Here is a 14,589-nt window from a genome sequence, read left to right as displayed (position 1 = left end):
CAGCGGTTGCTCCTTGAGGCCTCGTGGGAGGCGGTGGAGCGGGCGGGTATCGATCCGCACACGTTGCGCGGCAGCCGCACCGGCGTCTTCGCCGGAATCATGTACCACGACTACGGACCCGCACTGCACATACCCGCCGGAGGCGTCGACGGCCAGCGGCTGACGGGCGGCGCGGGAAGCGTGTTGTCGGGTCGGGTGGCGTTTTCGCTGGGGCTCGAGGGTCCTGCGGTGACGGTGGATACGGCGTGCTCGTCGTCGTTGGTCGCGGTGCATCTGGCGGCCCAGGCCCTGCGCTCGGGGGAGTGCTCGCTGGCGCTGGCGGGTGGGGTGACGGTGATGTCGTCGCCGGGGACGTTCGTGGAGTTCTCGCGGCAGCGGGGGCTTTCAGCGGACGGTCGGTGCCGCTCGTTCGCCGCGTCGGCGGCAGGCACGGGCTGGGCCGAAGGAGTCGGGCTCCTGGTCCTGGAGCGGTTGTCGGACGCCCGTCGCAACGGCCATCGAGTGCTGGCGGTCGTGCGCGGCAGCGCGGTGAACCAGGACGGGGCGAGCAACGGGCTGACCGCGCCCAGCGGGCCGGCGCAGGAGAGGGTGATCCGGGCCGCGCTTTCGGCGGCCGGAGTGGCTCCCGGCGAGGTGGATGTCGTAGAGGCGCACGGTACGGGGACGCGGCTGGGGGACCCGATCGAGGCGCAGGCGCTGCTGGCCACCTATGGGCGGGAACGGCCGGACGAACGGCCGCTCTGGCTGGGGTCGTTGAAGTCGAACATCGGGCACGCGCAGGCGGCGGCCGGGGTGGCCGGTGTCATCAAGATGGTGATGGCCCTTCAGGAAGGTGCGCTGCCACGGACCTTGCACGTGGATGAGCCGACGCCGCTCGTGGACTGGGCCTCGGGCGGGGTCGAGCTGCTGACGGAGCAGCGGGATTGGGCGGCGGTCGAGGGGCGTCCGCGGAGGGCGGGGGTGTCGTCCTTCGGGATCAGTGGGACCAACGCCCACCTCATCCTGGAGGAGGCGCCCCCTGCCCCGTCGGCCGACCACGACCCCGTACCCGACACGTCCCCGGTACCGCTCGTGCTCTCCGCCCGTACCCCGGACGCCCTGCGCGACCAGGCACGCCGTCTGCTGCCGCTCCTTCGGGACACCGCCGGCCCCGCCGCCCGCGACCTCGGACTCTCCCTGCTCACGTCCCGTTCGCTGTTCGACCACCGTGCCGTGGTCGGCGGGGACCGGCGGACGCTGGAGGAGGGGCTCACGGCGCTGGCCACCGGTGCGCCCGGCGCGGACGTGGCGGAGGGCGAGGCGACCGCCGCCGGACCGGTCGTGTTCGTCTTTCCCGGCCAGGGCTCCCAATGGGCCGGTATGGCACGGGAGTTGCTGGACGAGTCGCCGGTGTTCGCGGCCCGGATGGAGGAGTGCGAGCGGGCTCTGGCTCCCTTCGTGGACTGGTCTTTGCTGGACGCCGTGCGCTCGGGCAGTGCGTGGGACCGGGTCGATGTGGTCCAGCCGGCGCTGTTCGCGGTGATGGTGTCGTTGGCGGAGGTCTGGCGGTCGTTCGGGGTGGTGCCGGACGCCGTCGTGGGTCACTCGCAGGGGGAGATCGCCGCTGCCGTGGTGGCGGGCGCGCTGTCCCTGGAGGACGGGGCCAAGGTCGTGGCCCTGCGCAGCCAGGCCCTGGAGGTCCTGGCCGGACGCGGCGGCATGGTCTCCGTCGCCCTCCCGTACGACCGCCTGACGGACCTCCTCGCCGACCGCCCCGGGCTGTCGATCGCAGCCGTCAACGCCCCTTCCGCCGGGGTGGTGTCCGGCGACCCCTACGCTCTGGCCGCGTTGCTGACTGACTGTGAGGCCGAGGGCGTACGGGCCCGGCGCATCGATGTGGACTACGCCTCGCACTCCACCCATGTGGAGGAAATACACGGGGTACTCATGGAAGCCCTGGCCGGGCTGCGGCCGATGGCGGGTCAAGTGCCGTTGTACTCCACGGTGGAGGTCGGCGGCTGGCTGGACACCGCCGGGATGGACGCGGACTACTGGTACCGCAATCTGCGGGCCACCGTCGCGTTCGCACCGGCCGTCCGTACGCTGGCGGAGTCCGGCTACACGGGGTTCATTGAGGTCAGCCCGCACCCGGTGCTCACCATGGGCATCGAGGAGACCGTCCAGGAAGCGGGAACCGAGGCCGTCGTACTCGGCACGCTCCGGCGCGGTGAGGGCGGACTGCGGCGTCTGCACCACGCGCTCGGAGAAGCCTTCGTACGGGGGCTCCCCGTCGACTGGAAGCCGGTCTTCGCGGACACCGGCGCCCGACTGGTGGACCTGCCCACCTACCCGTTCCAGCGCCGCCGTTACTGGCTGGAGGCGCCGCAGTCGTCGGAGCCCGCCGGCCCGGCCGACGACGGACTGTGGCAGGAGATCGAGAGCCAGGACTCCGATGTCCTCGCCGACGCCCTGGGGGTCGACCCGGACGCGGTGGGCCGGGTGCTGCTCGCTCTGTCCGCGTGGCGCTCCGAGCGGATACGAGGGCAGCGTGCCGACAGTTGGCGCTACCGCGTGGGCTGGCGGCCGCTGACGCTCGCCCCGAGGGCGCGGCTGTCCGGGCGGTGGCTTGTTGCGCTTCCGGCAGCGGACAGCGGTGCCGACGTCCTGGCCGCGCTGACGGCGGCCGGTGCCGAACCGGTGCCCGTGGTCGTCTCCGGCCCGGACCAGGACCGGGAATCCCTTGCGGCCGCCCTGCGTGCCCCGTCGGGCGAAGGGCCCGTGGCGGGCGTGCTCTCGCTGCTGGCCGAAGAGGTACGCCCGCACCCCGCCCAACCCGATGTGCCGGCTGGGCTCTCCCTGACGCTTGCCCTGGTCCAGGCGCTCGGCGATACCGGGACGGACGCCCCGCTGTGGTGCGTCACCCGTGGCCTGGCGGTCGTGGGCGGTGGCGAGCAGCTCGCCGCCGTGAGCGTTCAGGCCGCGGTCGCCGGACTGGGCCGGACGGTCGCCCTGGAACGCCCCGACAGTTGGGGCGGTCTCGTCGACCTGCCCGCCGCGTTGGACGAGCGGGCCGCCGACCGGCTCTGCGCGGTCCTCGCCGCCGTCGCCGACGAGGATCAGGTCGCCGTGCGCTCCTCCGGCGTGTACGGCCGTCGCCTGCTGCCGGTCAAGGCCGGGCGCAAGTCCGTCGGCGGCCAGGCCCCGGGCGGCACCGTACTGATCACCGGAGGCACCGGTGGAGTCGGCGCCCAGGTGGCCCGCGAGCTGGCCGAACAGGGGGCCGCCCACCTGCTGCTGCTCAGCCGTCGCGGACCTGCGGCGCCCGGCGCGGACGAACTGTGCGCCGAACTCACCTCGCTGGGCGCCCGGGTGACCATCGCCGCCTGCGACGCCGCCGACCGCGCGGAACTGGCGGCGGTTGTCGCCGCGATCCCCGCGGAGCAGCCGCTCACCACGGTCGTCCACGCCGCCGGGGTCCTCGACGACGGCACACTCGACGCCCTCGACCCGGCACGGCTCGCCACACTGATGCGCGTCAAGGTCACCGCTGCCCGCACTCTGCATGAGGTCACCGACGGACTCGGCCTGTCCGACTTCGTCGTGTTCTCCTCGTTCATGGGTGTCCTCGGCAGCGCCGGCCAGGGCAACTACGCCGCCGCCAACGCCGCGCTCGACGCACTGGTCGCCGAGCGCCGGGCCGCCGGACTGCCCGGCACGTCCGTCGCCTGGGGCGCCTGGGCGGGCGGCGGCATGGTCGACGACGGGATCGCCGACCGCCTTCGCCGCCTGGGCATCAGCCCCATGGAGCCGCGGGCGGCCGTCCGTGCCATGACCGCGGCCCTGGCGGACCAGGACGAACTCTGCGTCGTCGCCGATGTCGACTGGCAGCGCTACCGCGAGGCCGTCGGCCTGCGCTCCACGGCACTGCTGAGCAGCCTGCCGGGCGCCGCCGTTCCCGGCGCGCAGACATCGGCGCGGGACGGGCAGGCAGGGCAGGCCGAGCCGGACGGGCAGGTGCGGGGGCAACTCGCCGCGCTTCCCGCCGCCGAGCGGTCCCGTTACATCACCGACCTCGTACGCACGCACGCTGCGACGGTGCTGCGCCACCGGGCCGCCACCGACATAGCCCCCGGCCGGGCCTTCGCCGAACTCGGCTTCGACTCCCTCACCGCGGTGGAACTCCGCAACCGGCTCGGCACGGCCACCGGACTGCGGCTGCCCACCACCCTGCTCTTCGACCACCCGACACCGCAGGCACTCGCCGCCCATCTCCTTGCCGAACTCGCCCCGTCCGAACCGGACGTGCAGCGCGCCGACGCCACCGCGAACGTCTCCGCCGCGTCCGGCGGCCTCCCGGCGGGGTCGGCCGCCACTGATGACGACCCGATCGCGATCATCGGCATCGGCTGCCGGTTCCCCGGTGCCGTCCACGGCCCGGAAGCCTTCTGGCAGCTGCTCTCCGAGGGACGGGACGTCATCGCGGACTGGCCGCCGGACCGGGGCTGGGACACCGAGGGGCTCTACGACCCGGACCCGGACCGGCCCGGCACCACGTACAGCCGACGCGGCGGATTCCTGCACGACGCCGGGGGCTTCGATGCCACCTTCTTCGGGATCTCGCCCCGCGAGGCGCTGGCCATGGACCCGCAGCAGCGGCTGCTCCTCGAGACCTGCTGGGAGACCGTCGAACACGCCGGGATCGACCCGACCTCGCTGCGCGGCCGGCCGGTCGGTGTGTTCGTCGGCACCAATGGCCAGGACTACCCCGCCACCCTCACCGGCGCACCCGGTGTGTCCGAGGGACACGTCATGACGGGCAACACCGCCAGCGTCATGTCCGGCCGGATCTCGTACGAACTGGGCCTCGACGGCCCCGCCCTCACCGTGGACACCGCCTGCTCCTCGTCGCTGGTGACCCTGCACCTGGCCGCCCAGGCGCTGCGCGGGGGCGAGTGCGCACAGGCCCTGGCCGGGGGCGTCACCCTCATGAGCACGCCCAAGCTGTTCGTCGAGTTCAGCCGCCAGCGCGGACTGGCCCCGGACGGCCGCTGCAAGGCGTTCGCCGCCTCCGCAGACGGCACCGGCTGGGCCGAGGGCGTCGGGATGCTGCTCCTGGAGCGCCTCTCGGACGCCCGCCGCCACGGCCACCGCGTGCTCGCGGTGCTCAGCGGCACCGCCGTCAACCAGGACGGCGCCAGCAACGGCCTGACCGCACCCAGCGGACCGGCACAGCAGCGGGTCATCCGGGCCGCGCTCACCGACGCCCGGGTCGCGGCCGACGAGGTCGACGCCGTCGAGGCGCACGGCACCGGCACCCGGCTCGGCGACCCCATCGAGGCCCAGGCCCTCGAGGCCGTCTACGGGGCCGGGCGGACGGCCGACGGGCCGCTGTGGCTGGGATCGGTCAAGTCCAACATCGGCCACACCCAGGCGGCCGCCGGCGTCGCAGGTGTCATCAAGATGGTGCTCGCCATCCGCCACGCCGAACTGCCCCGGACCCTGCACGCCGACGAACCCAGCACGCACGTCGACTGGGACACGGCGGGCCTGCGGCTGCTGACCGAGCCGACCCCGTGGCCGCAGACCGGTCGGCCGCGCCGCGCCGGAGTCTCGTCGTTCGGCATCAGCGGGACCAACGCGCACGTGATCGTGGAACAGGCGCCCACCTCGTACGAGGAGGAGCGGGACCCTTCGGGTTCCGGTACGGCCCGCAGCACTGCCGACGGTTCGGCCCACGGCACGGCCGGCGGGCTGGTGGAGCGTGCGGCCGGCGAGCCTGCGGATGGTCGGGCGGTGGAGGATACGACTGACGAGCCTGGGGACGGTCGGTCGGCGGAACGCACGCCCGGCTGGGCCGTGGACGGTCAGGCACACCGCCCACTGGCCCGGACGCTGCCGCTGCTGCTGTCCGCCCGTACCCCCGCCGCGCTACGCGCCCAGGCGGCCCGGCTGCTCTCCCACCTCGACGCGCACCCCGGCACCCCGCTGCCCGACGTGGCCCTGGCGCTGGCCCGAGGCCGGGCCGCGCTGGAGCACCGGGCCGCCGTGCCCGGGCACGACGAGACGGCAGCGCGCCGCGCGTTGGAGGCCCTGGCCGCCGGAGCACCGGCCCCGGAACTGGTCACCGGCCTCGCGGCACCCGGGCGTACCGTGCTGCTCTTCCCCGGACAGGGCAGCCAGCGCGCCGCCGCCGGAGCCGCGCTGTACCGCGACGAGCCGGTGTTCGCCGATGCCCTGGACGACGTACTGACCCACCTCGCCCCTCACCTCGACCTCCCGCTGCGCGACATCATGTTCGCCGCCGAGGGCAGGGAGCAGGCCCTGCTGCTGAACCGCACCCGGTACACCCAGCCCGCGCTGTTCGCCCTGGAAGTGGCGCTGTTCCGGCTGCTGGGCCACTGGGGAGTCGTCCCGGACCTCCTGATCGGCCACTCGGTCGGCGAACTGGCCGCCGCGCACGTCGCCGGGGTGCTGGACCTGCCCGACGCCTGCGCCCTGGTCGCCGCCCGTGGACGGCTGATGGACGAACTGCCCGAGGGCGGCGCCATGGTGGCGGTCGAGGCCGGTGAGGAGGAGGTGCTCCGCGTCCTCGGCCACCTGCCCGACGGCACGGTCGGGATCGCGGCCGTCAACGGTCCGGCGGCCACGGTGATCAGCGGTGACGAGGACGCCGTACTCGGTGCGGCCGAGGAGTTCCGCTGTCAGGGGCGCCGGACCCGGCGGCTCACCGTGAGCCACGCGTTCCACTCCGCCCGGATGGAGGGCATGCTCGACGCCTTCCGTGAGGTGGCCGAGGGCCTGTCGTACGCCGAGCCCCGGATCCCCGTGATCTCCAACCTGACCGGTGAGCCCGCCCCCGCCGACGAGCTGTGCTCCCCGGACTACTGGGTGCGGCACGTGCGCGGCACGGTGCGGTTCATGGACGGCGTACGGCACCTCGTGGCCGAGGGAGCGACGACGTTCCTGGAAGCCGGGCCGGGCGGGGTCCTCTCCGCCCTGGTGCCGGCCTGCCTGCCGGAGGACGCGCCCGGGGTTCCCGGTGTGGAGGCTGTCCCTCTGCTGCCCAAGCAGCAGCCGGAGGCGGTCTCTGTCGTCGCGGCCCTCGCCCGGCTGCACGTCAGCGCGGTCCCCGTCGACTGGTCCGCAGGGCGCGACGATACGCCGGACCGCCATGTCGACCTGCCCACCTACCCCTTCCAGCACGAGCGGTTCTGGCCGCGCCCGGCCGTCGCGAAGGGCACGGACGGCGGTACCACGGGCGGTACGGCCGGCTCCGACGCCTTCTGGGACCTGGTCGCCACGGCCGACGTGCCGTCCCTCGCCTCGCTGCTGGGCCTCGACGAAGCGGCGCCGCTGGGTGACGTACTGCCCGCGCTGTCCGCCTGGCGCTCGCGCCGGGACCACGAATCGGCCGCCGCCCGGCATCGGTACCGCGTCGACTGGCAGCCCTTGGGGGTGCCCGCCCGCGCCCGGCTGTCCGGCCCCTGGCTGCTTGCGGTGCCGGACGACCCCGCCGTCACGGAGACGGCCGCCGCCTGTGAGCAGGCCCTCGCGGAGCACGGCGCCGAGGTGTCCGTCATCCGGATCGGCACCGGCACCGGGCGCGCGGAACTGGCCGGCCGGCTGCCTGCCGGGGCCACCGGCGTGGTCTCCCTGCTGGCCCTGACCGACCGCCCCCACCCGGACCACGCGCCGCTCGGCGCGGGGCTCGCCCTTACCCTGACCCTCCTCCAGGCCCTCGGCGACACCGGCACCCGGGGCCGCCTGTGGTGTGTGACCTCCGGCGCGGTCCAGGCGGGCCAGGACACGCCGCCGTCTCCCGCCCAGGCCCGTGTGTGGGGACTCGGCAGGGTCGCCGCCCTGGAGCACCCCGACCGTTGGGGCGGCTTGATCGACCTGCCCGAGCGGCTCGACCCCGCTGTCCTGCGTGGCCTGTGTGCGTGCCTGCGAGGCGCGGACCGCGTCGGCGACACGGACGAACTCGCCGGTGAGGACCAGATCGCCGTCCGCCCGTCCGGCCTGCTCGGCCGCCGGTTGGTCCCGGCTCCCCGCATCCTTGACCGCGCGACGCACGGTGCCGCCGACCGCCCGGCTGCCGACCGCCCGGCCGATGCCAGGGGCAGTGAGGCGGGCTCTGCCCGGGCCACGACACCCCCGGCCGGTCCGGACGCCGTACCGGCTGTGGAGGGCCTCGCGGTTGCGGACGCAGTCCCTGGCGCGGTGGGCCGCATGGCTGCGCCAGCAGGTCCGGACGCGGTCCCCTTCCCAGCCGCCGTAGGGGTTCCGGACGCCGTACGGGCTCCGGAGGACGTCCCGGTCGCGGAGGGCGGTGCGGTCTCCGACGCCGTGCCCGCCCCCACCCGTTGGCGGCCACGCGGGACCGTGCTGGTGACCGGCGGCACCGGCGGGATCGGCCGGCACGTCGCCCGCTGGCTGGCCCGGGAAGGGGCCGGGCATCTGGTTCTGGCCGGGCGGCAGGGGCCCGCCGCTGCCGGGGCGGCCGCACTCGCCGAAGAGCTGGAGCAGGCCGGTGCACGGGTCACCGTGGCCGCCTGCGACATCGCCGACCGCGCCGAGGCCGCCACGCTCATCGAGCGGCTCCGGGCGGCCGGGGACACACCGCGCGCGGTCTTCCACGCCGCGGGCACCGTGTCCGACACCCGCACCGAGCACTGCACGCCCGAACGGTTCCACGCGGAACTGGCCGCCAAGGCCGACGGAGCCGACCACCTCGACGAACTCCTCGCCGACGAACCGTTGGACGCCTTCGTCCTGTTCTCCTCCATCGCGGGCACCTGGGGCAGCGGCGGCCAGGCCGCGTACGCCGCGGCCAACGCGCACCTGGACGCCCTCGCCGCCCGGCGCAGAGCCCGCGGCCTGGCCGCCGTCTCCGTCGCGTGGGGCCCCTGGGAGGGCATCGGCATGGCCGACGGCGATGCCGGCGCCGGGCTGCGCCGCCACGGCCTCGTCGGCCTGCGGCCCGAAGAGGCGCTGACCGCGCTCCACCAGGCCCTGGACGCGGGGGACACCCATGTGGTGGTAGCCGACATGGACTGGCGACGGTTCATCCCGGTCTTCACCTCCGGACGTCCCAGCAAGCTTCTGCAGACGCTGCCCGAGGTCGCCGAGCCGCTCGCGGCGGAGCCGTCCGAGGGCGGTCCGGCCGCAGCGACGGACCACGGCGACAAGTGGCGGGACCGCCTTACGGCTCTTCCCGAGACCGAGGGGAACCGGCTCCTGGTCGAGCTGATCACCACCGAGGCGGCGGCGATCCTCGGCCACACCTCCGCCGAACGGGTCGACCCCGACCGCCCGCTGCGCGACATCGGCTTCGACTCCATCACGGCGGTCGAACTGCGCAACCGCCTGGTGACCGCCACCGGCTTCGGCCTGCCCGTCACCGCGCTCTTCGACCACCCCACGGCGACCGACCTCGCCCGGCACATCCGCCTCGGCCTCGCGGGCACCGCACAGCCCGCCGTCGGCCCGGACACCGCCGCACCCCCGGCCACGACCGTCGAGCTCGCCGACGATCCCCTCGCCGTGGTCGCGATGGCCTGCCGCTTCCCCGCCGGGGTGCGCAGCCCGGAGGACCTGTGGCGGCTGGTGGCCGACGAGGTGGACGCCATCGGTGCCTTCCCCGCCGACCGCGGCTGGGACCTGGACGCGCTGTACGACCCCGACCCCGGCCGACCGGGCAGCTTCTACACCTCCGGCGGCGGATTCCTCGACGGGGCGGGCGACTTCGACGCCGGCTTCTTCGGGATCTCGCCCCGTGAGGCCCTGGCCATGGACCCGCAGCAGCGGCTGCTGCTGGAGACCTCCTGGGAAGTCCTGGAACGGGCCGGGATCGACCCGCTGTCGGTCCGCGGCAGCCGGGGCGGGGTCTTCGTCGGCGTGGCCTCCCAGGGCTACGGCACCGGGCCGGGCACGCCGTCCGACGGAGTCGAAGGGCATCTGCTCAGCGGCAATGTCACCAGCGTGGCGTCCGGCCGGATCGCCTACACGCTCGGCATCGAGGGCCCGGCGGTCACCCTCGACACGGCCTGCTCCTCCTCGCTGGTGGCTCTGCACCTCGCCGGCCAGGCGCTGCGCGCCGGTGACTGCTCCTTCGCGCTCGTCGGCGGCGCCGCCGTGATGGCCGCCCCGGATGTCTTCGTGGAGTTCAGCAAGCAGGGCGGTCTCTCGCCCGACGGCCACTGCCGTTCGTTCGCCGACGGTGCCGACGGCACCGGCTGGGGCGAGGGCGCCGGCATGATTCTGGTCGAGCGACTGTCCGACGCCCGGCGCCTCGGCCACCCCGTCCTCGCCCTGGTACGGGGTACCGCGGTCAACCAGGACGGCGCCAGCAACGGGCTCACCGCCCCCAACGGCCTCGCCCAGCAACGGGTGATCCGCCAGGCGCTGTCCCATGCCGGCCTGTCCACCGGAGACGTCGACCTGGTCGAGGCGCACGGCACCGGCACGGTCCTGGGCGACCCCATCGAGGCGCAGGCGCTGCTGGCCACCTACGGTCAGGACCGCCCGGCGGACCGGCCGCTCTGGCTGGGCTCGCTGAAGTCCAACCTCGGCCACACCCAGGCCGCGGCGGGCGTGGCCGGACTGATGAAGACCGTCCTGGCCATGCGGCACGGGACGCTGCCCAGGACCTTGCACGCCGACGACCCCACCACACGGGTCGACTGGTCCGGTGGAGCCGTCCGGCTCCTCGTCCAGGCCCGCCCCTGGCAGACCCCGGGCCGCCCCCGCCGCGCCGGAGTCTCGGCATTCGGCATGAGCGGCACCAACGCCCACGTCGTCCTGGAGGAGGCGCCCTCGGAGACGGTCCTCCCGGCGGCAGCCGCTCCGGAAGACGCTGACGGCCGTGGTCCGCGTCCGGCCACCGCGCTGCCAGCCGCCTCGGTGGCAGCTGCCCTGGAAAGTGCTGGCCCGCGTCCGGCCACCACGTTGCCGGTCGCCGCAGCGGAGGTGGCCGAGCCGACCGCCGCACTGGCCGCCTCCCCCCGGACCCCTGATTCCCCGCCCGCCGCCGACCCGCACGGCCCACGCCCGCCGGCCGCACTGCCCTGGCTCCTCTCTGCCCGCTCCCAGTCGGCCCTGCGCGAGCAAGCCGCGCGGCTGCACGCCCACCTCATCCAGCGGCCGGAACTGGAACCGGCCGACGTCGCCCACTCGCTGGCGACCACCAGGTCCGCCTTCCCGCACCGGGCCGTCGTCGTCGGAACCAGCGGTACGGAACTGCTGGACGCGCTGGCCGCCCTGGCAGGCCGGGCGGCCGCGTCCGGAGCCGTCGAGGGACTCGCCCGCAGCGGCGGCCGTACCGTCTTCGTCTTCCCGGGCCAGGGATCGCAGTGGGCGGGCATGGCGTTGGGGCTGCTGGATTCCGCCCCCGTCTTCGCGGAGCGGATCGCGGAGTGCGAGGCTGCTCTGTCGCCGCACGTGGACTGGTCGTTGACAGGCGTGCTGCGTGACGAGCCCGACGCGCCTTCCTTGGACCGGGTGGATGTCGTCCAGCCGGCGCTGTGGGCCCTGATGGTGTCGCTGGCCGCGCTGTGGCGGTCGTACGGCGTCGAGCCGTCGGCCGTCGTCGGGCACAGTCAGGGTGAGATCGCCGCCGCTGTGGTGGCCGGGGCGCTGTCCCTGGAGGACGGTGCCAAGGTCGTCGCGCTGCGCAGCCGGGCCCTCGTCGCACTGGCCGGTGCCGGTGGCATGGTGTCCCTCGCCGTCTCCGAGGACCGGGCCCGCGCCCTGCTGTCGCCCCACGGCGACCGCGTCTGCGTGGCCGCGGTGAACGGCCCCGACGCGGTGGTGGTCGCCGGGGAACCGGCCGCCTTGTCGGACCTGCTCGCGGCCTGCGAGGCCGACGGGGTACGAGCCCGGCGCATCCCGGTCGACTACGCGGCGCACTCGGCCCAGGTGGCCCAGGTCCGCGACGACCTGCTCGCCGCTCTGGCCGACGTACGGCCCCGCACGGGCGACGTACCTCTGTACTCCACGGTGACCGGCGAGACCATCGACGGATCGCTCCTGACCGCGGACTACTGGTACCGGAACCTGCGCGAACCCGTCGAGTTCGTGCGCGCCACCGGCCACCTGCTCGACGCCGGATTCGACCTCTTCATCGAGACGAGCCCGCACCCCGTGCTCACCGCCGGTGTCGAGGGAACCGCTGAAAAGGCGGGGCGGACCGTCACCGCCGTCGGGACGCTGCGTCGCGACGACGGCGACCCCGCGCGGTTCCTCGCCTCGCTCGCCGAGGCGTGGACCACCGGCGCGGAGGTGGCCTGGCCGGACGTCCTGGACCGGGCCGCGCCCGGCGTCCGCGTCGCCCTGCCCACCTACGCCTTCCAGCGGACCCGTTTCTGGCTGCCCACTCCTGGCCGGACCGCCCTGGCGGCCACGGCGGCGGGCGGTGTCGACGCCGCGCAGGACCGCTTCTGGGCGGCCGTGGACAGCGGCGACCCGGCCGGACTGGCCGCCGCCCTCGGCGCGGACGCGGACGCCACACCAGAAGCCTTCGCCCCCGCGCTGCGCGAGGTGCTGCCGGTGCTGTCCGGCTGGCGCCGCGCCCGGCTCGACCAGGACGCCGTACGGTCCCTCGGCTATCGCGTCCGCTGGCAGCCCGTGGCCGACCAGCCGGCCGCGCCGCTCGTCGGCGGCTGGCTCCTCGTCGTACCGAAGCAGCACGCCGACGACCCGCTCGTCGGTGCGTGCCATGACGCGTTGCGGCTCGGTGGCGCGCAGGCCCGCACCGTCACCGTGGACGCGGGTGACGCGGCTCGTACGGCGCAGGACGTCGCCGACGCCGTCGCGGACGCGCCCCTCCCGGCCTCCGGTGTGCTGTCCCTGCTCGCTCTGGACGAACGTACGGCCGCGGACGGGTCCTTGGTGCTCGCCGGAACCGCCGCCACCCTCGAACTGCTGAAGGCCCTGGACGCCCTCGGGCTTGACGCCCCGTTGTGGTGCGTGACCGGTGGCGCCGTCGCCGTCGACCCGGACGAACGGCTCGGCCGTCCGGGCGGGGCCCAGCTGTGGGGGCTCGGCCGGGTCCTCGGTCTGGAACAGCCGCGGCGTTGGGGTGGCATCGCCGACCTGCCGTCGAGCCCCGGCCCCGACGAGGTGCGCCGCCTCGCCGTCCTCCTCGCCGGCGGCTACGAGGAGGACCACCTCGCCGTACGGCCCACCGGCGGACACGTGCGCCGACTCGTCCACGCCCCGGCCCCCACCGCGGCGGCGGGCCGCGACTGGACCCCGGCCGGCGGCACCGCCCTGATCACCGGTGACACCGGGAAGCTGGGCGTGGACATCGCCCGCTGGCTGGCCCGGCGAGGTGCCCGTCATGTCGTGCTGGCCGGCGACCGGTGCGTGGATCGGGAGGCTGCGGCAGCCCTGCACGGCGACTCGGCCATGGATCAGGACGCCGTGGCGGCCTTGCGCGACGAACTTGCCGCGCTGGGCGCCGAGTTGACTGTCACAGACCACGCCCCCGCCGACCGGGAGGCACTGGCCGCACTACTGGCCGACGCGCCCGACGAGGCACCGCTCACGGCCGTCGTCCACCTCGCCCGCGCCCACGACACCGGGGCCTCGCTCGCCGAACTCACCCCCGAGGACCTGGACGGCACGCTGCGTTCCGTCCTCGGCCCGGTCCTGGACCTCGACGCCACTCTCGACGACCACCCGACCCCGTCCTCCGTCGCCCTCGCCGTGCTGTTCCCGCTGAGCGGCGTCTGGGGGGCGGCCCGCCGATCCGCCGCGACCAGCGCGTACGCAGCCCTCGAAGCCCTGGCCCGCAGCCGCCGCGACCGGGGGACCCACTGCGTCACTCTTGCCCTCGGCGGTCAGGAACCCGCGCCCGCCGGTGCCGAGGCGGCAGAGGGCCCGCTGAAGACGGACACGGTCACCGCGGCCCTGCAACAGTCGCTGGACCACGACGAACCCGCTGCGATCCTCGCCGACGTCCGCTGGGACCGCATCCTGGCCGCCGTGCCCGACCCCCGCGCGCTGCGACTGCTCAGCGAACTGCCCGAGGCGACCGCCGCGCCGGCCGACACCGGCGAGGACGACCAGGACGACGCGGCCGCCGAACTCGCCGGGCGGCTCGCACCGCTGGACGAACCGGCCCGGCGCCGCCTGCTGCTGGACCTGGTCTGCGACCACGCCGCCGCAGTCCTCGGGTACACCGGCCGCCAGGCCGTCCCGGCCGACCAGGCGTTCTCCGCCGTCGGATTCGACTCGATGCTCGCCGTGCGGTTCCGCAACCGGCTGCGTACGGCGACCGGCGTACCCATCGCCGCGACCGTCGTGTTCGACCATCCCACCCCCACCGCCCTCGCCGACCACCTGTACGACGGTCTGTGTGGCCAACCCGGACCAGCCGCCCCGGTGCTGGCCGAACTCCAGGCGCTGGAGGCGGCTTTGACGGCCGCCGACCCTCGCGCCCAGGGCGCCGACGACATCGGCGCGCGTCTGCAGAACCTCGTACGGGTCTGGGCCCGGCGCACCGCGCCGGAGGCCGGACCGGCGGACGCCGACGCACTCGGCTCGGCCAGCGCCGACGAGCTGTTCGACCTTCTTGACAACAACTTCGGAATGGCCTGAGGAGCACCG

The 14,589-nt window shown here is 75.0% G+C and carries 1 protein-coding gene; it reads left to right on the top strand.

Annotation, left to right across the window (positions count from 1 at the left end; genetic code table 11):
• On the top strand, positions 1-14,580 hold a 14,580-nt coding region (locus ACWD3C_RS26790; protein ID WP_451148156.1), incomplete at its 5' end, for a type I polyketide synthase.
• Positions 14,581-14,589 lie beyond the last annotated feature (9 nt).

The sequence above is a fragment of the Streptomyces sp. NPDC002845 genome (genome assembly GCF_053591955.1).
Note: the sequence above shows the minus strand (reverse complement) of the source record. Positions and strands in the feature narration are given on the sequence as shown.